Source organism: Plantibacter sp. PA-3-X8, assembly GCF_003856975.1.
Lineage (GTDB): Bacteria > Actinomycetota > Actinomycetes > Actinomycetales > Microbacteriaceae > Plantibacter > Plantibacter auratus.
Genome location: NZ_CP033107.1, coordinates 922,675 through 945,007, shown reverse-complemented (window position 1 = coordinate 945,007; position 22,333 = coordinate 922,675). Strand labels below are relative to the sequence as shown.

General features: G+C 70.8%; 19 protein-coding genes. 11 read left to right on the top strand and 8 right to left on the bottom strand.

The features are described from left to right. The first annotated feature begins 86 nt into the window (after positions 1-86). Together EAO79_RS04500 and nucS are read left to right on the top strand one after the other, a co-directional pair. A complete protein-coding gene (locus tag EAO79_RS04500; RefSeq protein ID WP_124767945.1) occupies positions 87-1,331 on the top strand; it encodes an MFS transporter in 1,245 nt (414 codons plus the stop codon). Between the two features lie 278 nt (positions 1,332-1,609). Continuing rightward, complete coding sequence (nucS, locus tag EAO79_RS04495; protein ID WP_064294112.1) at positions 1,610-2,305, top strand: endonuclease NucS; 696 nt, start codon at positions 1,610-1,612, stop codon at positions 2,303-2,305. A 199-nt stretch (positions 2,306-2,504) separates the two neighbouring features. On the opposite strand, the gene EAO79_RS04490 is transcribed toward nucS, so the two are convergent. Genes EAO79_RS04490 through EAO79_RS04475 form a run of 4 tightly spaced genes read right to left on the bottom strand, consistent with a single transcriptional unit; the run spans position 2,505 to position 7,651 of the window. Then, complete coding sequence (locus EAO79_RS04490) at positions 2,505-3,974, bottom strand: GntP family permease (RefSeq protein ID WP_124767944.1); 1,470 nt, start codon at positions 3,972-3,974, stop codon at positions 2,505-2,507. A gap of 52 nt (positions 3,975-4,026) precedes the next feature. After that, on the bottom strand, positions 4,027-5,667 hold the full coding sequence (locus EAO79_RS04485) for an amidohydrolase family protein (RefSeq protein WP_241160984.1): 1,641 nt from the start codon (positions 5,665-5,667) through the stop codon (positions 4,027-4,029). Then, the gene (locus EAO79_RS04480; RefSeq protein ID WP_124767943.1) at positions 5,664-6,323 is read right to left on the bottom strand and encodes a bifunctional 4-hydroxy-2-oxoglutarate aldolase/2-dehydro-3-deoxy-phosphogluconate aldolase; all 660 of its coding nucleotides are present in this window, start codon (positions 6,321-6,323) and stop codon (positions 5,664-5,666) included. The genes EAO79_RS04485 and EAO79_RS04480 overlap by 4 nt, the downstream gene beginning before the upstream one ends. Positions 6,324-6,346: 23 nt before the next feature. Beyond that, on the bottom strand, positions 6,347-7,651 hold the full coding sequence (locus EAO79_RS04475; RefSeq protein WP_124767942.1) for an amino acid deaminase: 1,305 nt from the start codon (positions 7,649-7,651) through the stop codon (positions 6,347-6,349). A gap of 158 nt (positions 7,652-7,809) precedes the next feature. On the opposite strand from EAO79_RS04475, the gene EAO79_RS04470 reads away from it, so the two are divergent. From EAO79_RS04470 to EAO79_RS04455, 4 genes are all read left to right on the top strand, one after another. Beyond that, positions 7,810-8,859, top strand: a complete 1,050-nt coding sequence (locus EAO79_RS04470) for a sugar kinase (RefSeq protein ID WP_124767941.1) — start codon at positions 7,810-7,812, stop codon at positions 8,857-8,859. Beyond that, positions 8,856-9,629, top strand: coding sequence for an IclR family transcriptional regulator (locus EAO79_RS04465; RefSeq protein WP_124767940.1), 774 nt, complete (start codon positions 8,856-8,858; stop codon positions 9,627-9,629). The genes EAO79_RS04470 and EAO79_RS04465 overlap by 4 nt, the downstream gene beginning before the upstream one ends. Before the next feature lie 157 nt (positions 9,630-9,786). Further along, positions 9,787-10,191 carry a RidA family protein gene (locus EAO79_RS04460; RefSeq protein ID WP_079704451.1) on the top strand — a complete coding sequence of 135 codons (405 nt, stop codon included), beginning with the start codon at positions 9,787-9,789 and terminating at the stop codon, positions 10,189-10,191. Between the two features lie 238 nt (positions 10,192-10,429). Beyond that, positions 10,430-11,320: an EamA family transporter gene (locus EAO79_RS04455; protein WP_124767939.1), complete on the top strand. Its 891-nt coding sequence runs from the start codon at positions 10,430-10,432 to the stop codon at positions 11,318-11,320. Positions 11,321-11,365: 45 nt separating this feature from the next. Here the strand turns inward: EAO79_RS04455 and EAO79_RS04450 are convergent, their stop codons facing one another. The 4 genes from EAO79_RS04450 to uxaC form a co-directional block, all read right to left on the bottom strand. Continuing rightward, on the bottom strand, positions 11,366-13,114 hold the full coding sequence (locus tag EAO79_RS04450; RefSeq protein ID WP_124767938.1) for a NosD domain-containing protein: 1,749 nt from the start codon (positions 13,112-13,114) through the stop codon (positions 11,366-11,368). A gap of 193 nt (positions 13,115-13,307) precedes the next feature. Beyond that, on the bottom strand, positions 13,308-14,546 hold the full coding sequence (gene manD / locus EAO79_RS04445) for a D-mannonate dehydratase ManD (protein WP_124767937.1): 1,239 nt from the start codon (positions 14,544-14,546) through the stop codon (positions 13,308-13,310). Between the two features lie 80 nt (positions 14,547-14,626). Further along, a complete protein-coding gene (locus EAO79_RS04440) occupies positions 14,627-16,087 on the bottom strand; it encodes a mannitol dehydrogenase family protein (RefSeq protein ID WP_241160983.1) in 1,461 nt (486 codons plus the stop codon). A gap of 5 nt (positions 16,088-16,092) precedes the next feature. Further along, positions 16,093-17,511, bottom strand: a complete 1,419-nt coding sequence (uxaC, locus tag EAO79_RS04435; RefSeq protein ID WP_124767936.1) for a glucuronate isomerase — start codon at positions 17,509-17,511, stop codon at positions 16,093-16,095. A 184-nt stretch (positions 17,512-17,695) separates the two neighbouring features. Between uxaC and EAO79_RS04430 the strand changes: the two genes are divergently transcribed. From EAO79_RS04430 to EAO79_RS04410, 5 genes are all read left to right on the top strand, one after another. Continuing rightward, positions 17,696-18,508: a sugar phosphate isomerase/epimerase gene (locus EAO79_RS04430; protein WP_124767935.1), complete on the top strand. Its 813-nt coding sequence runs from the start codon at positions 17,696-17,698 to the stop codon at positions 18,506-18,508. A 52-nt stretch (positions 18,509-18,560) separates the two neighbouring features. Further along, positions 18,561-19,658 carry a Gfo/Idh/MocA family protein gene (locus EAO79_RS04425; RefSeq protein WP_124767934.1) on the top strand — a complete coding sequence of 366 codons (1,098 nt, stop codon included), beginning with the start codon at positions 18,561-18,563 and terminating at the stop codon, positions 19,656-19,658. Next, on the top strand, positions 19,655-20,539 hold the full coding sequence (locus tag EAO79_RS04420) for a sugar phosphate isomerase/epimerase (protein ID WP_124767933.1): 885 nt from the start codon (positions 19,655-19,657) through the stop codon (positions 20,537-20,539). Before EAO79_RS04425 ends, EAO79_RS04420 begins: the two co-directional genes overlap by 4 nt. Before the next feature lie 86 nt (positions 20,540-20,625). Beyond that, positions 20,626-21,693 (top strand): LacI family DNA-binding transcriptional regulator, encoded by a 1,068-nt coding sequence (locus EAO79_RS04415; RefSeq protein ID WP_124767932.1) that lies wholly within the window; start codon positions 20,626-20,628, stop codon positions 21,691-21,693. Between the two features lie 104 nt (positions 21,694-21,797). Then, positions 21,798-22,322 (top strand): GrpB family protein, encoded by a 525-nt coding sequence (locus tag EAO79_RS04410; RefSeq protein ID WP_124767931.1) that lies wholly within the window; start codon positions 21,798-21,800, stop codon positions 22,320-22,322. The last annotated feature ends 11 nt before the right edge of the window (positions 22,323-22,333 follow it).

The window sequence follows — 22,333 nt, the reverse complement described above, 5'->3', positions numbered from 1 at the left end:
TCTCGTCAGATCCACCCAGATGCACGGGCCTCACCACCCCGCTCCACCGAGCGCCCAGGCGCACCAGCACCGATCCCGAGGACCCTGTGTCAGAGCCGACCAACCCGCCGACCGCACCCGTCGCCCTGCGCCCGCGCCGCGAGCTCCTCGCCTGGCGCAACGCGATCTTCGTGATCTTCGCCCTGAGCGGCCTCAGCATCGCGACCTGGGTGGCCCGCCTCCCGGCCATCCGCGACAACCTCGACCTCACCACCGGCACGGTCGGACTCCTCATCCTCGGCATGTCGATCGGGTCGATCCTCGGCCTCATCGCCTCGCAGCACATCCTCGGACGGCTCGGCCCGCGGCACGGGATGCAGCTGACGCTCGGGCTCATCGCCGTCGGGCTGCTCCTCATCGGGATCGGCGCGAGCCTCGTCCCGACTGCCGGCATCGTGCTCGTCGGCCTGATCATCTTCGGCTTCGGCAACGGCGCGCTCGACGTCATGATGAACGTCGAGGGAGCCGCCGCGGAGCAGGAACTGGGCAAGACGGTCATGCCGTTCATGCACGCGTGCTTCAGCTTCGGCACGGTCGCGGGCGCCGGAATAGGGGCGCTCGCCTCCGCCGCCGGCCTCGAGGTGTTCTGGCACGCGCTCATCATGGCCGTCACCATCGCGATCGCCGCCGTCATCGTCGTCCGGTTCGTGCCGACCGAGCAGGCCGTCGTGGACGGGCTCGACGAGGCCCCGAAGGCGCCGTGGCGGGAGCGGCTGCGCGAGAGCCTGTCGGTCTGGGCGGACGGCCGGCTCATCCTCATCGGCGTCATCATGCTCGGTATGGCCTTCGCCGAGGGCAGCGCCAACGACTGGCTCGCACTCGCCGTGGTCGACGGCCACGAGCAGAGCAACACGACCGGCGCGCTCGTCTACGGCGTGTTCGTCACCGCGATGACCGTCGGTCGCATCGTCGGCGGGCCGCTCATCGACCGCTTCGGCCGGGTGCCGGTGCTGCAGGTGTCGGCCGGTGCCGCGATCGCCGGACTCGTCCTGTTCATCCTCACGCCGGTCACCGGGCTCATGGTCCTCGGCACCGTGCTGTGGGGACTCGGCGCCTCGCTCGGGTTCCCGGTGGGCATGTCCGCCGCGGCCGACGACTCCAAGCGCGCTGCGGCACGGGTGAGCGCCGTCGCGATGATCGGCTACTGCGCGTTCCTCGTCGGCCCGCCGCTCATCGGCATCCTCGGCGACGCCATCGGCCTGCTGAACGCCCTGTTCGTCGTGCTCGTACTCATCGTGTTCGCCGGCCTGGCGTCGCCGGCCGCCCGCGAGAGCAGCCGCCGCAAGCGCTGAGCCCCGTCCCGTCCACCCGTTCGTCCGTTCGCCCACCTGGCGAGGGTGCTGCACAGGTCCTGCCGACGGTCTGCCCGTCGCCCGCGCCCGGTTCGCAACTCCTGCTCCTCGCATCTCCCGCGACCCGACGACCCGAGAACTCCGGGCTCATGACTCGCCGGAAGGGGCACCAGCAGGAGTTGTGAGCGGAGCCGTGCTGACGGCAGCAGGAACTGTGCGCAGCCGCCGGACGCCGGCTGCGCGTCGGGAGCCTACGTCCGGAGGGTAGGCTCGTCGGCGTGCGTTTGGTGATTGCGGAGTGCTCGGTCGACTATGCCGGACGGTTGTCGGCTCACTTGCCGCTCGCCAAGCGGCTGCTCATGGTGAAGAACGACGGCAGCCTGCTCGTCCACTCCGACGGCGGCTCCTACAAGCCGCTCAACTGGATGAGCCCGCCCTGCGTGCTCACGACCGTCGAGCCCGACGAGACGCAGGCCGCGGCCGGGATCACCGAGCTGTGGAAGGTCACGCACAAGAAGACCGGTGACGCCCTCATCGTGTCGATCCACGAGGTCCACCACGACAGCGCGCACGAGCTCGGCGTCGACCCGGGGCTCCAGAAGGACGGCGTCGAGGCGCACCTGCAGAAGCTCCTCGCCGAGCAGATCGAACTCCTCGGCGACGGATACCGGCTCATCCGCCGCGAGTACATGACCGCGATCGGTCCGGTCGACATCCTCGCCACCGACGCGACCGGGGCGTCCGTCGCGGTCGAGCTGAAGCGCCGCGGCGACATCGACGGCGTCGAGCAGCTCACCCGCTACCTCGAGCTCATGAACCGCGACCCGCTCCTCGCGCCCGTGCAGGGCGTGTTCGCCGCACAGGAGATCAAGCCGCAGGCGCGCACCCTCGCCCAGGACCGCGGGATCCGCTGCGTCGTCCTCGACTACGACGCGATGCGCGGCCTCGACGACAGCGACTCCCGCCTCTTCTGACGTCGACTGGGTCCCTTTCTCAGGAGTCCTCCGGCGCGTCGGCTTCGCCAAGCACCGACGCGCCCGGAAACTTCTGAGAACGGCACCACCTACCGCTCAGTGACCTTTCTCAGGAGTCCTCCGGCGCGTCGGCTTCGCCAGGCACCGACACGCCCGGAAACTCCTGAGAAAGGCACTGGACAGACGGTCACGACTCGGACTAGACGAACAGCCAGATGAGGGCGACCATCCCGAAGCCGACGACCGAGAGGATCGTCTCGAGCACGGTCCAGGTCGCGAGCGTCTGCTTCACCGACATGTTGAAGTACTTCGCGATGATCCAGAACCCACCGTCGTTGACGTGCGAGAGCGTGATCGAACCCGCCGCGATCGCGATGCCGATGAGCGCCAGCTGCGGCTGCGAGTAGTCACCCGCGAGTACGACCGGCTGGAGGATCCCCGCCGTGATCACGATCGCCGCGGTCGCCGAGCCCTGCGCGATGCGGAGGCCGGAGCTGATGAGGTACGCCGACACGATGATCGGCAGGCCGAGCGAACCGAGCACCTCGGCCAACGCCGCGCCCACACCCGTCGCTGAGATGACCGCGCCGAAGAACGCACCCGCACCGACGACGAGCAGGATCATGCCGATCGGCCGGAGCGACTGACCGGAGAGCTCGCCCAGCTCGGCGAGCGTCATGCCGCGCCGCACCCCGAGCACGTAGTACGCGAGGCAGACGGCGATCGTGAGCGCGACCGCGGGGTTGCCGATGAGCGTCAACGCTTCGAGGACCGGGCCGTTCGGGAGGGCGAGCGCACCGAAGGTTGCGGCGAGGATGAGCAGGATCGGCGTGATGATGATGAGACCGACGCTCCAGAGCGAGACGTCCTTGCGCTCGGGGGCGTCGTCCTCGGGCTCCAGCACGTACTCCTCGGGAACCGAGACCATGACGCGCTTCCCGATCCAGAGCGGCCAGGCGATGCCCGACGCGATGAAGGCGGGGATGCCGCAGAGGAAGCCCATGAGGATGAGCCAGCCGAGCCCGACCTCGAAGGTGCCGGCGAGCGCCGTCGGGCCCGGGTGCGGCGGCAGGAACGCGTGCGTCATCGAGAGGCCGGCGAGCATCGGGAGCGCGTAGAGCACGAGCGACTTCCCGCCGCGGCGCGCGGTGATGTAGACGAGGGGCGCGAGGACGAAGATGCCGACGTCGAAGAACACGGGGATACCGAAGATGAGACCGGTGAGCCCCATCGCGATCGGAGCGCCGCGTTCCCCGAAGCGACCGAGGAGCTTCCGGATGAGGACGTCCGCACCGCCGGAGCGCTCGAGGATCGCACCGAGCACGGTGCCGAGACCGATGATGATCGTGATGTGCCCGAGGATCCCGCCGAAGCCGGTTTCGAGGAGCGACGCCCCCGGCTTGATCTGCTCGTCGTCGAAGGGGTCCGGCACGGCCACGCCGACGATCTGGTAGATGCTCGTCCCGGTCGCGAGGGCGAGACCGATGCCGACGATGAAGAGCGAGATGAACGGTTCGAGCTTCACCCGGATGATGAGGAACAGCAGCACCGCGATGGCGACCGCGCACAGGATGAGCAGGCCGGGGGTGGTCTGCTGCAGCCATCCGATGGGATCGCTCGGGGCTGGTGTGGCGGCTACGACGCTGCGCGCGAGGGCGGTGATGGGCATGGGAAGACCTTCTGTGTCTGTGGGCGCGGGGCGGGGAGGGACGAGGGAGCGGTCAGGCCGGGCTGCGCCGGATCGAGCGACCGGGGACGGCGTCGGTGCGTCGACCGTCGGCGATGACGGCGGCACCGTTCACGAACACCCACGGGATGCCGGCGGCCTGCTGCCGGGGCTCGGCGAACGTCGCGCGGTCGGCGATGGTCTCGGGGTCGAACAGGACGAGGTCGGCGACGGCTCCGACGCGGAGCACGCCGCGGTCGCTGAGACCGAGACGCGCGGCCGGGCGCGAGGTGAGGTGGGCGACGGCGTCCTCCAGCCCGAGCACCCCCTCCTCGCGGACGTAGTGGCCGAGGTAGCGCGGGAAGGTGCCCCAGGCACGCGGGTGTGGCTTCGCGCCGACGAGGATCCCGTCGCTCCCGCCGGTGTGGGCCGGGTGCACCATCATCGTGCGCACGTTGGCCTCGTCGCCGACGTGCTGGAGGATGCCGGTCGCGAGCCGGTCGGCTTCGAGCAGCGCGAAGAACAGGGCCGTCGGGTCGCCCGACCACGCGTGTCCCGCATCCTCGGCGGCGATGTCGGCGACGGTCCGCCCGACGAAGCCGGCGAGCTCGGGGTTCGCGACGCCGGAGATCTCGATCGTGGCCCAGTCGGTGACGACACCGTGACAACCGTCCGTGCCGAGCACCTCGAGCTCGTATCGGATCCGCGCACGGACGTCGTCGTCACCCAGGCGCTCGATCGTCGCGTCCGGCCCGCCGACCGCCGCCCAGCTCGGCAGCAACGCCGACAGGGTGGTCGAACCTGGCAGATAGGGATAGGTGTCGAGCGTGATGTCGACCCCGTCGGCGATGGCGGTATCGATGAGCGCCACGAGTTCGGCGGCCCGGCCGGCGTTGACGCCGAAGTTCATCGTCGCGTGCGTGAGGTGCAGCGCGCACCCGGAACGACGACTGATGTCGATCATCTCCGCGTACGCCTCGAGTGCACCCTTACCGTACGAACGTTGGTGCGGTGCGTAGAAGCCGCCGTGCTTCGCGACGGTGCGGCACAGCGCGACGAGCTCCTCGGTGTCGGCGAACATGCCGGGCACGTAGGTGAGGCCGGAGGACATGCCGACGGCCCCCTCCCGCAGACCCACCGCGACGAGCTCCTGCATGCGCGCGATCTCGTCAGGGGTCGCCGGACGGTTCTCGGTGCCGACCACGAGCATCCGGACGGAGCCCTGCGGCACGAGGTAGGCGACGTTCAGCGCGGCCCCGCGGTCGACCCGGTCGAGGTACTCGCCGACGGTCCGCCACGAGAAGTCGACGTCGTCTGGTTGCCCGTTCCAGCCGGCGATCTGCTGCCGGACGATCGCCATGGTGCGGTCGTCCGTCGGGGCGTAGGAGAGCCCGTCCTGCCCGAGGACCTCCGTGGTGACGCCCTGCGAGACCTTGGCGAGGTGCTCGTGGTCGCGGAGGACGGCGAGGTCGGAGTGGGCGTGCATGTCGATGAAGCCAGGTGAGGCGACGAGACCCTCGGCGTCGATGATCAGGGCGTCGGCGGGCGCGTCGGCCTCGGCGGACGCCCCGATCGCGATGATGCGGCCCCGGCCGATGAGCAGCGACCCGTGCACGCTCGGTCCGCCGGTGCCGTCGACGATGCGAGCGCCGCGGATGACCACCGCGCGCGCATCGTCCGTCGGTCGCGACGTCACGGCAGGAGGGCCGCCGAGGTGAAGGCGGTCGCACGCTCGGTGACCCCGGCCCAGTCCGCCGCGGCGACGTCGGCCGCACCGACCACACTCGACCCCGCGGTCACGGCGGCTGCGCCGGCCTGGATGTACTCCCGGGCGTTGCCTGCGTGCAGTCCGCCCGAGGGCACGAGCCGGAGACCCGGGAACGGGCCCTTGAGGTCCTTGAGGAAGCCGGGCCCCATGGCGGCGGCCGGGAAGATCTTCACCGCGTGGGAACCGAGCGACGCGGCGCGCATGACCTCGCTCGGCGTCATCGCACCGAGCAGGAACGGGATGCCGGCGGCGGTGGCGACCTCGGCCACCTCCTCGCTCAGACCGGGCGTGACCAGGAACTGCGCACCGCTGTCGACGGCGCGCTGCGCGGTGTCGCGGTCCACGACCGTCCCCGCGCCGATCACGGCCCCGTGGTCGCCGATCGCGTCGGCTGCGGCACGGATCAGGGCTTCGACGCCCGGCGTGGTGAAGGTGAACTCCACACTGCGGATCCCGCCCGCGGCGAGCGCCCGACAGAGTTCGACCGGGTCGGGGATGACGGGTACGCGGACGACGGCGATGGCGCGGTCGGCGTACAGGGCGTCGAGGGCGTGCGGCGTGGAGGGAGGGGTCTCGAGCGTCATGCGGGGCTCCTGTTCGGTTCGGCTCAGCCGAAGGTGGTGGTGACGGCGTCGACGGCGCTCGGTTCGGCGAGACGGACGTCGTCGATGACCACGAGGGCACGCCACTTGTCGAAGGTGGTGCACGGGTGGGAGAGGCCCAGGCGGATGACGTCGCCGACCTCGACGTCGCTGCCGGGCGGCAGGGAGACGAAGGCGTGCTGGTCGTTCATGGCGGTGGTCGTCGCGCCCGGGAGCGGTTCGACGGTGGCGGACCCGGCGCGACGGACGCCCTGCACCTCGGGGAGCCCCTCGTCGAACGGGAAGTCGCGCTTCCCGCCGTCGACGAGCGCGAGGCCGGGCTCGGGGCGGGAGACGATCGTCGCCCAGCCGTGGATCGCGGAGCGGAAGTCGCCGGTGCCCTCGTGGCGGCCGAGCGGGGTGATGCCGCGGTAGAAGCCGTCGTCGTGGGTGACGTATGCGCCGGAGCGCAGCAGCACGTCGACGGCGCGTCCGTGAGCACCGTCGAGGTCGCGCAGTCCGGCGAGGACCTCGGCGACCACGTCGAAGTAGGCGCTGCCCCCGGCGGTCACGATGAGCGTCCGGACACGTTCGTCGTACCGGCCGCCTGCGAGGAGCGCGTCATGAAGAGTGGCGAGCGACTCCAGGTAGTCGCGGACGATCTGCAGCGAACCGTCGTCGCCGTGGTGCGCGAGGGCCCCCTCGTAGCCGCTGACGCCGGCGAGCGCGAGCTCGGGCGAGGCGACGACGGCCTCGGCGATCTCGAGCGCGGTGGCCTGGTCCCGGGCTCCGGTGCGGCCGCCCGGCGCACCGAGTTCCACGAGCACGTGGAGGGGGCGACGGGGTGGCTGCTCGGCGAGCACGCGCGACATGATCTGCACGGCTCGGACGGAGTCGGCCCACACGACGATCTCGGCGTCCCCGCTGTCGAGGGACCGTCCGACGGCGCGCAGGTGTTCGGGCTGCACGAGGGCGTTGGCCAACATCACGCGGGGGATCGACCAGTCGAGCGCGACGGAGAGCTGCCACGGGGTCGCGACGGTGATGCCCCAGGCACCCGCGTCGAGCTGACGCTGCCACAGGGCTCGGTTCATCGTCGTCTTGCCGTGCGGTGCGAGGCCCACCCCTGCATGGTCGCACCACTGTCGCATGGTCTCGACGTTGTCGGTGACCGCCGAGCGGTCGAGCGTGACGAGCGGCGTCGTGAAGTCGGCGAGCGCCGGTCGACCGGCGAGGAACGTGGCGGCGTCGGTCCCGACGGACGCCGGCGGGAAGCCCTTGAGGCTGCCGTCGAGCACGCCCAGCGCGCCGGCATCGAAGTCGTCCGTCATCGTCTCCTCGTTTCGCGATCGAGCGCTGCACCCGCCGACGTCGTGAGCGCCTAGCGTTGCGCATCTTGCAACGTACATTGCATCCGGCGCTACGTCTGTTCTAGCATTGCGTCCACAGGCCGTCAACCGGACCCGGCCGAGACGCGAGGGGAACCGTGATGACGACGTCACCGTCCACCGTGAGCACGATCGGCGAAGCGATGGTCGTCCTCCTGCCCGAGAACCAGCTCCCGGTCGCCGACGCCCGCGAATACCGGACGGGCGTCGGGGGCGCCGAGTTCAACGTCGCCTCGAGCCTCGCGCGCCTGGGCGTCCCCACCCACTGGATCTCGCGCCTCGGCGACGACGGGTTCGGCGACTACATCCTCGAGACGGCACGGCACGACGGCGTCCTCACCGACGCCGTCGAACGCGACGACCACCGGCCCACCGGCCTCTACGTCAAGGAGACGGTCGTGAGCGGCGACGGCGACCGTCGGCCGCGGATGCACTACTACCGCAGCGAGTCCGCAGCGTCGCAGCTCGGCGCCGACACCCTGCGGCACGAGGCGACCCGGGCGGCCATCACCGCCTCCGCCATCGTGCACACCTCCGGCATCACCCCGGCGCTCTCCGACTCGACGGCGCTGCTCGTCGGCGAGCTGGGCGACGCGCTCCCCCGCGACACCGTCCTGAGCGTCGACCTCAACTTCCGGCCGCGCCTCTGGGAGCGTCGCTCGACCGCCCCGCTGCACCGCCTGCTCGACCAGGCGTCCGTCCTGTTCCTCGGCGTCGACGAAGCGGCGCTGTTCTTCGGCCACACGGACGCCGCCCGCCTCTTCGCCGAGCTGCCGACCCTGCAGCGCATCGTGCTCAAGGACGAGGAGAACGCAGCGACCACCCTCCACCGTGACTCCGAGGCGGGCATCGAGGTGCGGTCGTTGTCGGTCGACGTCGTCGAGACCGTCGGTGCGGGCGACGCGTTCGCTGCCGGCTACCTCGCCGGGCTGGCCTCGGGTCGCTCCGACACCGCCTGCACGCGGCTCGGCCACGCGGTCGCGGCGTCGACGCTCATCTGCCACGGCGACCGCCCCGAGCTCGTGCCCGACGCGCAGGGCGTGGACACCATCGTCGAGGCGTCCGATGAGGAATGGGCGTCGTGGCGGATCACCGCGGACCACCCGCTGCCGTGGACCACGGTCGGCGCGCACGGGATGATCGACGCATGAGTCAATCGCTGTCCCGGGCCCTCGACCTCCTCCGCGAGATCGTCTCGGGCACCAACTCCCTCGACGCGCTCGCGGCGACGGCCGGCGTGCACAAGACCACGGTGCTGCGCCTGCTCAACACGCTCGAGGAGCACGGCTTCGTCACGCGCGACGCGTCGTTCCGGTACCACCTCGGGCGGGCGATGTTCGAGCTGACCCAGACCGCGCTCGACGAGCAGGACGTCCGCGGCGTCGCCGCTCCGCACATCCGGGCGCTCGGGGCGACCACGGGCCAGACGGTGCACCTCGCCGCCTACGAGAGCGGCTCCGTCTTCTACATCGACAAGGTCGAGTCCCGTCAGCCCCTCCGCATGTACTCACGTGTCGGCCTGCCCGCCTCCCTGTACGCGACCGGGGTCGCGAAGGTCCTCCTCGGTGGACTCGACGAGGCGGAGCGTCGACGCGTCGTCACCGGCATCGTCTTCGAGCGGTACACCGACAAGACCATCACCGACGCCGACGCCCTGCTCGCCGAGATCGAGCGTTCGACCGAACGCGGATGGGCCGAGGACCACGAGGAGCACGAGAGCTTCATGAACTGCGTGGCCGCGCCGGTCTTCGGGCCCGACGGCCGGGTCACCGCGGCGGTGTCGATCTCGGTCCCGACGATGGTGCTCCCCCACAGTGGCGTCCGCGCCCTCCTGCCGCAGCTCCTCGCCACCACGACCGCGATCTCCGCCGAACTCGGCTACGCAACGCCGGCGCCCACTGCGGCCCCGGCCACCGCCTGACCTCCCGCCCGTCCCGTCCCTGAGCCCCCGCCGACCCCGGCCCCTGAGCCTCACCATCCGGTCCCAGAGCTTGTCGAAGGGCCACCTACCCCGTCCCTGACCACCTACCCCGGCCCCCGAGCTTGTCGAAGGGCCACCAACCGAAGGACACACCCCCATGACCGACCGCACCGCCATCTCCACCACCGACGCCCCGGCTCCCGCGCACACCTTCTCCCAGGGCGTCCGCAAGGGCAACTTCGTCCAGGTCTCCGGCCAGGGCCCCGTCGACCCCGCGACGAACGAGTACCTGTTCCCGGGCGACGTCGCCGCGCAGACCACCCGCACGCTCCAGAACGTCGAGGCCATCCTCGCGGCCGGCGGCGCGACCTTCGACGACGTCATGATGCTGCGCGTCTACCTCACCAAGCGCGAGGACTTCGCGATCATGAACGACGCCTACGGCGAGTTCGTCGGCTCGCGCGTGCAGGGTGGCGTGCTGCCGTCCCGGACCACGGTCTTCACCGGCCTGCCGCGCGAGGAGATGCTCGTCGAGATCGACGCCATCGCGATCGTCGACTGACGCAGGCCGTTCGCCCGTTTCTGGGCGACCGAGCGTTCGTTCGCCCATCTTCGGGCGAACGAACACGCCTCGTCGGAGGCTGGTAGCGTGGTGCGCGATAGCGCCTAGGGTTCCGGAGCGACAGCTCGACTGGTCCGAGCGGCGCCACGGTCGGCGGCCAGCCGACGACCGTCATCTGACAGGACAAAAGCCCGGAGGACCCTGATCGTCGCGCCCGCGAGGATCGGAAGGGTCTCACGTGTCTCTGCTCGCCGTCACCATCGTCCTCGCCGCCGCGGTCTGCCATGCGGCGTGGAACATCGTCGCCCACGGCGTCAGCCGGATCGGCATGCCCTTCCTCTGGTGGGGAGCGGTGGCGAGCACCGTGTTGTGGGCGGTCGTCGTCCCGTTCACGGGCGGACTCGGTACGGACGACCTCGCCGGCTTCGCCATCGGCGTCGTGGTCTCCGCCGTGCTGCACTACGTCTACATGCTCGTGCTGCAACGCGGCTACGCCAGCGGGCGCCTCTCCACCGTCTACGCCACGGCACGCGGCACCGGCCCGACGATCAGCGTGATCATCGCCGTCCTCGTCCTCGGCGAGCGCCCGTCGCTGCTCGCGCTCCTCGGCGTCGCGGCGATCGTCGTCGGCGTCGTCGCGATCGGGTTCGTCGATCGCGGCAGCGACCCGTCACCGGTCGCCGTCGAGGTGCGCGCCACCCGACGACGTATCGACCCCGCGGTCGCCTTCGGGCTCCTCACCGGGGTCGCCATCGCCGCCTACACGATCTGGGACGCGCACGCCGTCCGCACCTGGGGTGCCTCCCCGGTGGCGTTCATGGTCGGCTGCACCGCGGTCGAGGTCGTCCTCTTCTCCGGGTCACTCGGGCGCCGCGCACGCGAGCTGCCGGCGGTCCTGCGCGCCCACTGGCCGCGCATCCTCGCTTTCGGGGTGCTCTCGCCGATGTCGTACATCCTCGTACTGGTCGCCATCACCATGGCACCGGTCGCGCTCGTCGCGCCGATGCGCGAGGTGAGCGTCATCCTCGTCAGCCTGTTCGGCGCACTCGTGCTCCGCGAGGGCCGACCGGTGCGCCGGATCGCCGCGGCGACCGTCGTCGTGATCGGCGTCGCCCTCCTCGCGGGCTGACCAGCGGACACCCGCACGCCGGCACGGACCACCGCGACGACCGCCTCAGATGACCTTCACCGAGCGCCAGGTGCCCTGGTCGTTCACCCAGAGCAGCCCGTTGCCCACCAGTAGGTCGCCGGACCCGCCGCCGGCCGGGCGCGCCGTACCCATGTGCCTGGTCGTGACGTAGCTCGTCGCCGGCTGCGCATTGATGTGGGCGCTGCCGGAGACTGACATACGGTTGGCCGCGACCATGGAGCGGCCGGTGGAGCCGTAGGTGTCGATCCCGGTCGCGCACGCCAGAACCGTGTTGCCGACGATGGTCACCCCGCCCGTCGAATTGGTGACGGCGAGCCCGATCCGGAACCCCTCCACCCGGTTGCCGGTGACCTGCACGGCTCCGGCGCCCTGATGCTGCACCCCGTACCCGCTGGCCTCACCTGCGCCGAGGAGCGAGTTGTCGGCGACGACGAGGTCGCTGCTGAGATACGAGACGACGCCGCCCGCGGTCCCGCTCGGCGTGGTCACACTGAGCCGGTTGCCGACGACGAGCGGCCGGATCGCGCGTTGCAGCACCACCCCACTCGGACACGTGCCGCCGGCGAGCCGGATGACGTTGTCGGTGATCACCGTGTCGGTCGAACCGACGGGCGTCGTGGTGTCGCCCGAGGGCATGGTCGCGTCCTGCAGGCGGATGGCAGCGGAGGCGACGCCGCGGATCTCCAGCACGTTGCCGTCCACCACCGTGGCCTCCGCGTTGCGGTAGACCATGATCGGCCCGCGCGACGGACCCCAGACCGCCCCCTGGTCATCCTCGGCCGCCCGCGTCCAGCGCACCGTGTTGTTCGAGATCCCGGTCGAGCGCGTGTCGATCGCGGCGATGCCCCACCACGTGCTCCCGGTGACGGTGTTCCCCGACACGGTGGCGTGCGACACCGCCTCCAACGCGATGCCGCGGCGGAACGGACCACTGACGACGTTGTCGTTGATCGAGAACATCGCGTCGGGGTAGAGCCCCGGGTCGACTTCGTAGTCCGACAGGCCTTCCGCGTGAATGCCGATCCTCGCGTCCGTGCCGGCGAGCGCGTTCACGACGTTGCCGGAGACGAGCGCACGAGCACCCCAGATGGTGATGCCGTCGCCGCGGTCCTCGCCGGCCCTCGAGGTCGAACCGCGGCCACCGCCCACGCCGACGATGTCGACGATGTGGCAGTTCGTGACGATGACGCCCTCGAACTCGCCGGTGGGCTCGTTCACCACCCCGTTCTGGAAGCCGACGATCCGCACCCCGTCGACGATGACGTCGCTCGTCCGGATGTCGATGCCGATGTTGCGCGCACCCGTGGCGGAACCGAGGTGGTTCGGGTTCGTGAGGCGCACCTCTCGTACGGTCGACCCCGGAGCGGTGATGCGGACCGCCGGCGCGTTCGTGATGCCGGCCGTCCACCGCAGCTCGCCGCTCCCCCGCAATGCCAGCCGACGGTCGAGCAGGAGGGTCGCGTCGAGCGCGATGACGGCGCCGCCCGGCACGATGATCGTGCTGCCGTCCGGAGCCGCCGACAACAGCGTCTGGACCGCGGTCGTCGACACGGTCGCGCCGGTCGGATCGATGTCGTCACCGGCCAGGACGATCGTGCCGTCGTCCGCTGCCTGCGTCGAGGGCGACGCCGGATCGGCCTCGGCGGGAGACTCCGGTGCATCGGGTGCCGGGCTGGGTGGGGCCGGGGTAGGAGGCTCGGGCGTCGGGTCTGGTGTCGGCGATGGGGCGGGGTCGGGCTGGACGTCCGGTGGCTGGGTGTCGTCGCTCGTCATCTGCTCCCCCGAACCGTCGTGCGCGTCCTCGTACCGCACCACGGTAACCCGCTGGAACCTGAAATACCAGAGGTGCTTAGGTGACGAGGGCTCGACGTGAGCGCGCCCCTGTGACGTGAGCGCGGGCCTCCGGAGGGGCGCACTCACGCCACAGGGGCGCGGTCGGGTCAGCGCACCGCGCTGGCCGCAGGGATCACCAGTCGTGGACGGTGCCGTCGGCGAGACGGTTGTAGGGCAGGTAGGCGCGCTGGTACGGGTACTTGCCCGCCTCGTCGACGTCCAAGTCGACACCGAGGCCGGGCGCATCCCCGGGGTGGAGCATGCCGTTCTCCCAGGTGTAGGACTGCTGGAACACCGCGTCGGTCTTGGCGCCGTGCTTCATGTACTCCTGGATGCCGAAGTTGTGGATCGACAAGCCGAGGTGCATCGCGGCGGCCATCCCCACCGGCGAGATGTCCGTCGGCCCGTGCATGCCCGACTTGATCTGATACTGCGAGGCGTAGTCGAGCACCTTCTTCAGATGCGTGATCCCGCCAGTGTGCGTGACCGCGCTGCGGACGTAGTCGATGAGCTGCTCGCGGATGATCTGCTGGTAGTCCCACACCGTGTTGAAGATCTCCCCGATCGCCAGCGGCGTCGTCGTGTGCTGCCGCACGAGACGCAACGCCTCCGGGTTCTCCGCCGGCGTGCAATCCTCCAACCAGAACAGGTCGTAGGGTTCGAGGCTCTTGCCGAGCTTCGCGGCCTGGATCGGCGTCATCCGGTGGTGCCCGTCGTGCAGCAACGGCAGTTCCGGCCCGAACTCGTTCCGCACCGCCTCGAACACCGTCGGCAGGTGACGCAGGTACGACCGGGTGTCCCAGTCCTCCTCGTTCGGCAGGCCACCGCGCTGCGCCGGCTCGTGGTCGTACCGGACACCGGTGTTGCCCTCGAACGTGGCGTTGGAGGCGATCCCGTAGATCGACTTCAGCCCCGGCACCGCCGTCTGGATCCGGATGGCCTTGTAGCCCTGCGCCTGGTGCTCGCGCACGCTGTCGAACAGCTCCTCGTTCGTCTTGCCCGACGCGTGCCCGTAGGCGAGCAGCCCCGTCCGGGACGCCCCGCCCAGCAGCTGGTACACCGGCATGCCCGCAGCCTTGCCCTTGATGTCCCACAGCGCCATGTCGACCGCCGCGATCGCCGCCATCGTCACCGGACCACGCCGCCAGTACGCCGAGCGGTAGAGGAACTGCCAGGTGTCCTCGATCCGCGACGCATCGCGCCCGAGCAGCAGCGGCACCACGTGCTCGGTCAGATACGCCACCACCGCGAGCTCGCGCCCGTTCAGCGTCGCGTCCCCGAGGCCGGTCAGGCCGTCGTCGGTCGTGAGCTTCAACGTCACGAAGTTCCGGTCGGGACTCGTGACGATGACCTCGGCCTTGTCGATGTTCATGGGTACTACTCCTTCGTGCGTTGCGGCCGATGTGGCCGGGGTGGTTCCGACGGACTGCGGGTCGGCTGCAGCGGCGGGTGTCAGGGGTTCCGTGGGCGTCCGGTCAGCTCGTCGACCAGGTGCTCCAGCTCGGTGACGAGCGTGGAACCGTCATCCGGCTCCGAGTCGAGGAGGCGGGGATCGATCAGGCGTACGAGCGCCGCGGTCCGCTCCCGGCCGTGGAACCGGAGTGCCTCGGCGACCGCGGCACCGCTCGCATCGCCCGGGCGGTCGTCGCTCTGTACAGCCGCCACCCACGCGGCGATCACGCGCAGGGACCCGGTTCCCGGCCGACCGGCGGCGCGTTCCGCGAGGAGGGTCGACACGATCCGCACCCGCAGCTTGGTGACGCCCTCGAGGGCGATCTGCTGCAACCGATGCTCGATGCGCGCGTTGTCGAAGCGCTCCAGGAGTGCGGTGCGATACACCGTCAGCCCGAGGTCGTCCGGCAGGTGACGCTCCGTCTCGTCCCAGTACTCCTCGACCCAGGCCCGGCACTGCTCGTCACCGACCGCCTCGGCGACCGTCGCATGATCGCGCAGCGGGCCCGCATAGGCGAGGAGGCAGTGGGCGCCGTTCAGCAGCCGCAGTTTGCGTTGCTCGTAGGGCTCGAGGTCGTCGACGAACCGGGCACCCGCGGACTCCCACGCCGGCCGCCCGGCGGGGAAGTCGCCGCTCAGCACCCAGTCGGTGAAGGGCTCGGTGACGACGGGAGCGGCATCGGCGAATCCGGTGAGGGTCGCGGCCGCCGCTTCGTCGGCAGGCGTGGGACGCGGCGTGATGCGGTCGACCGAGGACGAGACGAACGAGACCTCGTCGGCGATCCACCGAGCGGTCTCCGGGCGGACCCGGTCGGCAAGGGCGAGCATCGCGCGACGGACGAGCGCACCGCCGTCGGCGATGTTGTCGCACGGCACGATCGCGATCGGACCGGCCCCGGCGCGACGACGGGCTTCGAGGCCGAGGAGCAGTCTGCCGAGCGTCGTCGTCGGTCGGGCATCGCGGAGTTCCGCCCCGCCGTCCAAGGCGTCCGACAGCAGCGTGACGTCCCGCTCGACCGCCGGATCCGACGCGTCCGGCTTGCCCTCGGCATCGAGCCGGTACCCGGACTCGGTGACGGTGAGGGTGACGATGGCGGTGGTCTCAGCGGCGAGGAGGTCATGGAGCCGTGCGACGTCGGCGCCGTCCCGCGCCTCGACGATCGAACCGACGATCGTGGCCGAGTCGCCGTCCGCCGAGCGCTCGACGACCGTGTAGAGGCAGTCCTGGGCGTCCAGGTCGACTGCGGCCTGCGGGCTCCGGCCGGTGAAGGCGGCGATGCCCCACTCGTGATCGGGGTCGACGAGCTGGGTGTACCAGGCCTGGTGGGCACGGTGGAAGGCGCCGAGTCCGAGGTGGACGATCCGGACCGGTGCCGATGGGAACTCGGGCAGCCGCGCGCGGGACAGACGCGGGACCGCCTGCTCCCGCGGCGCTCCGGCAGCGCTGTCCACGTTCGTCACGGTGCTCACAGCTTGAACACCCGTCGCGGCTGCTCGACGACGAGGTCGAGGATGATGCGTTCGGCCGTCGCCTCGTCGATGCGCCCCTCCCGCACGAGTCGCGCGAGGAAGGACGCGTCGAGGCGCCGGGACATGTCGTGTCGGGCGGGGATCGAGAGGAACGCCCGCGTGTCGTCGATGAACCCCGATCCGCGTGAGAATCCTGCCGTCTCCGTCACGGCGGACCGGAAGCGCAGGACGGCGTCGGGCGCGTCGAGGAACCACCACGGCGCGCCGATGAAGACGCTCGGGTAGAACCCGGCGAGCGGTGCGATCTCCCGCGAGTAGCTCGTCTCGTCGACGCTGAAGAGGACGAGGTGGAACCCCGGAGCCGTGCCGAACCGCTCCAGCAACGGGCGCAGGGGGCGGACGTAGTCGGTGCGGACCGGGAGGTCGTGCCCGGTGTCCGGTCCGAAGCGGGCGAGCGTCGGCGCGTGGTGGTTGCGGTGGACACCGGGGTGCACGGTCATGACGAGGCCGTCCTCGACGCTCATCCGGGCGCTCTCGAACAGCATGTGCGCGGCGAACCGCTCGAGGTCGGCGGCGTCGGCGGTCCCCGACAGCGCGCGGTCGAACAGCGCTGCGGCGTCCGCCTCCTCGAGTTCGAGCGTGAGTGGCTGCGGGACACCGTGGTCGGCCGACACCGCCCCATGTTCGATGAAGTGGCGACGGCGCCCGGCGAGCGCTTCGAGATAGCCGCGGTAGCTGCCCTCCGGGGTGCCGTTCCAGGCAGCGAGCGCCGCGACCCGCTCCGCCCACCCGGCCTTCGACGGATCGAGGTACGCGTCGGGCCGGAAGGTCGGCAGGACGCGCCCGCTGAAGGTGGGGTCCGCTGCGAGGGCGGCATGCGCGGCGAGGTCGTCCATCGGGTCGTCGGTGGTCGCGAGCACCTCGATGCGGAAGCGGTCGAACAGCGCACGCGGACGGAACGCCGGCGCTTGGAGCGCCTCGTGGATCGTGTCGAAGAGCCGGTCGGCGTTCGCGCCGTCCGGCTGCTCCGTGACGCCGAACTGCTCACCGAGGATCGAGCTCAGCCAGTACCCGGAGGCGGTGCCGGCGTACAGGTGCCAGTGCTCGCAGAACCGTCGCCAGGCGTCCCGCGGCGCGGCGACGGCACCACCCTCCGCGAGGTCGGGCACGCCGACGTCCGCGAGGGAGAACCCGGCGGCGTGCAGCAGGCGGGTGACGTAGTGGTCGTGCCGGAGGAACAGCTCGGTGGCGTTCGCGAACGGGGTGTCCTCGACGAGGATCGCCGGATCCACGTGCCCGTGCGGCGAGATGATCGGCAGGGCCTCGACCGAGCGGTAGAGCGCCCTGGCGACGTCGCGCGTCCCGGGGTCGGCGGGGAGGAGGCGGTCTGGATCGTTCTGCAGCGTCGTCGGCACGCCTCCATTGAAACGGTGAGGCCTCCGTCTGTCAACCGATTGCCACACCCTGCTGGCAATCGCTTGCCGGAACGCCGACCGTCTGCGAGACTGATCCCGCTTCCGACCGGAACCGTCGTGGTCCAGGACCACTGGAACGCGTCAGCGACGCGAGGAGCAGACCCGGCTATCACAGGAGATTGCAGTGGCAAGCAGCGTTCGTATCGACATCGCGACCGCCCAGCGGCACCCGCTCACGGGGTACGGCGTGATCGTCCCCTCCGAACGCATCCCCGGTGCGTTCGCGTCCGGAGCCGACTACGCGGAACCGACCATCGTCGGCAACCTCGTCGTCGCCGACGGAGCCGGGTGGACGCGCCACCCCGACTACGACGTGAGCGTCCGACGCGGCTCGTTCGCGATCCTGTTCCCCGGCGACCTGTCGCTCGCCGACCCCGGCTTCCCGACGGAACGCGTCACCGCGTACCTCGACGCCGTCATGCCGATCATCGGTTCGGTCTCGGAGCCCGGCGCGAAGATCGTGTTCGGGAGCGGTACGGCGCGCACCATCCCCACCGGGGTGGACGTCGCGGCCGCCCGCGCGAGGTTCGCAGAGGTCGTCGTCGAGACGCGCGACGCGGCGGAGCGGAACGGACTGCAGATCGTCCTCGAGCCGCTGAACCGTGACGAGACGAACCTGCTCAACTCGCTCGAGGAGACGGTCGCCTTCCTCGACGAGTTCGGGATCGACCGTGTGCCCGTCGTCGCCGACCTCTTCCACATCATGCTGGAGGAGGAGCCGTTCGCCGTCGTCCAGGCCCTCGGCGCCCGCATCGGACACGCCCACATCGCCGATGCCGGACGACGGCCGCCCGGCCAGGGCGACTGGCCACTCACCGAATTCATCACGGCCCTCCGAGACGGCGGCTACGACGGCCCCATCACCGTCGAGTGCCTCTTCGAGGACTTCGAACCGGAGCTCGAGGCCGCCCTCGCGCACCTCCGTCAGCTCGCCTGAGCCGGCACGGACACCGACGCACCCCACGCACAGAACTGGAGCGAACCCCCGCATGTCCCGACCGCACCGCATCGCCATCGCCGGCGCCGGCATCATCTCGAAGCAGCACGGCATCGTCATCGACCAGTTGCGCGACGAGCTGGAACTCGTCGCCGTCGCCGACCCGGAGCTCGCGAAGGCGGAGGCCCTCGTCGCCGAGCGCGGCGGACGCGCGTTCACGGCCCTCACGGAGGCGCTGGCGCAGACCGACCCCGACATCGTCGTCGTCTGCACGCCCACCGGTCTGCACGCCGACCTCGCCATCGAGGCGCTCGAGGCCGGCAAGCACGTCATCATCGAGAAGCCGGCCGACGTCACCGTCTCGCGGACGGACGACATCATCGCCGCCCAGGAGCGCGCCGGTACCGTCGTGACCGTCATCTCCCAGCACCGCTTCGACCCGTCGACGGAGATCGTCCTCGCCGCTGCCGAACGCGGAGACCTCGGGCGCATCACCTCGGGCATCGCATCGGTCGACTGGTGGCGCGGGCAGAGCTACTACGACTCCGGCGACTGGCGCGGCACGTGGGCGCTCGACGGCGGCGGAGCGCTCATGAACCAGGGCGTGCACACGGTCGACCTGCTGGTCGCCCTCCTCGGACACCCCGTCGAAGTCTTCGGGTACACGGCGCTCCTCGCCCACGAGCGCATCGAGACCGAGGACGTCGCGGTCGGTGTCGTCCGCTTCGCATCCGGCGCGCTGGGCGTCATCCACGGCTCCACGGCCGTCTACCCGGGCCTCGTCGCGCGGCTGCAGGTCCACGGTGACCGCGGCTCCGCGGTCATCGAGAACGACCAGCTGACGTACTTCCACTCCACCCCCGCGGGGATGGAGCGCGCCGAGGCCTTCTTCGGCTCGCAGGGCAAGGACACGAACCAGGCGGCGCAGTTCGCCGACGAGACGCAGGCGGGCTCGAGCGTCGCCGGACAGATGTCGGACGCGCACCTGCGCCAGTACCGGAACGTCCTCGCCGCGATCCGCGGGGAGGAGCCGCTCCGCGTGACGCTGGCCGAGAACCGCCAGGCGATCTCGATCATCACCGGTCTCTACGAATCCGCACGCACGGGCCAACCGGTCCGCCTCGACGCCGTTGCGGCGGTGGCCCGATGAGCGCCCAGCGGACGAACCGGGTGGCGGCGAACCCCATCCCGTACTGGAGTGCGCGCGGCAAGACCCGCGAGGTGTTCGAGGAGGCCTTCGCCGACTTCCAGCGCATCGGGTTCACCGCGGTGAAGGCCGACATCCCCGAGGGCATGACCGCGGACGAGTACCGCACGTGGATCGGCGGCTACGGCCTCGCACCGTCGCTCAGCCTGTTCAGCAGCGCGTTCGACGAGACGGTCGACCCGGCCGAGGTCCTCGAGGCGGCGAAGGCGTTCGGGGCGGCCCAGGCCTCCCTCGGACTCGACCGTACGATGATCTCCTCGATGGCGATCCCGGCGCGCATGGCGACGCCGGCGATCGGCGCCGACTTCTCCCAGGAGCGCCTCGACCTGGCCATCGAGAACGTCGGCCGCACCTGCGAGGTCCTGCTCGCCGAGGGGATCCGTCCCCTGCAGCATTCGCACGTCGGTGGTGTCTTCGAGACCGAGCACGAGATCCGCAGTCTGCTCGACACCCTCGGACCGGACCTCATCGGGTTCGGGCCCGACACCGGGCACCTCCGCTGGGCGGGAGCGGACCCGGTCGCGATGATCACCGACTACCGCGACCGCGTCGGCGGCATCCACATCAAAGATGTGTACGCCGATCACCTCGACGGCGCAGCGGACGGCGCGCTGAGCTACCACGAGACGTCGCAGACGAAGCGGCTGTGGGCGGAACCCGGGCTCGGTGTGCTCGACTTCGACGCGATCGTCGCGGCGATGCCCGCGGACTACGACGGGGATTTCATGATCGAGGTCGACTTCCCGAGCGTCGAGAGCGTCTACGAGTCGCACCGCCTGTCGTACGAATGGGCCAGCCACGCACTCGATGTCGCGACCCGCTGACCAGGCCGGCCTGAACCCGCACGCCGAGGCCGCGGCAGTACGATGGCTCAGGTCGCCGAGGGCGGCGATCGAGAGGAGCGGGCCCCATGAGCACCTCTGACGCATCCGCGGAGACGGTCGCTCCCGAGCCCGGAACGCCCGAACCCACGGCAGGGGCCGCGAGGACGAAACGTGCCGCGACGATCTACGACATCGCACAGCTCGCCGGCGTCAACCCGTCGACCGTTTCGCGGGCGCTGAGCCGCCCTGGCCGCATCAACGAGAAGACGGCGCAGAAGATCCACGACGCCGCCAAGCAGCTCAACTACGTCGCGAACCCCGCCGCCCGAGCGCTCCCCACCGGGCGCACCGGCACGCTCGGCCTCATCGTCGCCGACATCACGAACCCGATGTTCTTCGACGTCGTCCGCGGCGCGGAGCGTGAGGCCGCCGAGCGCAACTACACGCTCGTGCTCGCGGAGTTCAAGGAGTCGGCGGAGATGGAGCTGCTGACCGCCCGGCGGCTCATGCCGTCGGTCGACGGTCTCATCCTCGCGACCTCGAGGCTTCTGCCCGACGACGTGCGCGCGCTGGGCCAGGAGAAGCCCGTCGTCGTGATCAACCGTCAGGTCGACGACGTCGACAGCATCGTCGCCGACATCGACCCGGGCCTCACCGCGGCGATCGACCACCTCGCCGAGCTCGGGCACCGGAGGCTCGCGTTCGTCTCCGGCCCCGGTCGGTCCTGGATGTCGCGGCATCGGTGGAGCCGGACACGGGAGCTGTGCGCGGAGCGCGGCATCGAGACGGTGCGGGTCCCTTCGACGCAGCCCGACATGGCCGCAGGCAGGGCGGCAGCCACCGCCGTGCTCGAGACGGGTGCCACCGCGGTCCTCGCGTACAACGACCTCCTGGCCATCGGCATCATGCTGGAGCTGCGCTCACGTGGTGTCGAGATGCCCACCCAGCTGAGCCTCATCGGCTTCGACGACATCTTCGGTTCGGACTTCACGACACCGGCACTCACCTCGATCCGCAGCCCGCACATCGCCTCCGGCTCCTACGCCGTGCAGACCCTCTTCGCGCACCTCGGGGGCACCGCCGTCCCGACCATCACCGACCTCGCGACCACGCTCATCATGCGCGAGTCGACCGCCCCGCCGCCCTCGGACTGATCCCCGCCGTCACCCAGCCCTTCGACAGGCTCAGGGACCGGGGTGGGCTCAGGGACCGGGACGGTCCCTCGCCCGGGGACCGACCGCGGGGTACGCTCGATCCGATGATCGAGCTGAGCCCGCACCGGACGGCGTGGGCGACGGCGTTCCGACACGAGGCGGCGCGACTCTCGGACGTCCTCGACGGACGTGTCGACGCGATCGAGCACATCGGGAGCACCGCCGTCCCTGGTCTCGTCGCCAAGCCGATCATCGACCTCGCCGCGAGAGCGATGGCAGGCGTCGACCCGTTCGCCCTCGGACCGCTCCTGGCCGGGCTCGGGTACGAGCCGAACGCCGCGGGACCGAAGACGCATGCCGTGTACGTCCGCTCAGAGCGAGCCCGTCGCACGCACATCCTCCACATGTTCGGCCCAGACGCGTGGGAGCACTGCAACCAGCGGCTGTTCCGAGACAAGCTACTGCACGACGCATCCGCTCGGCGCCGCTATCAGGAGCTCAAGCTGGAGCTCGCCAGGACCGACGACGGCCGCGCCTACACGGCGGCGAAACTCCCGCTCATCGAAGCGCTGCTGAACGAGGAACGCACCGCGCGGGGCCTGCCGCCGACCGAGGCCTGGGACAAGTAGGGCCGCCCCTC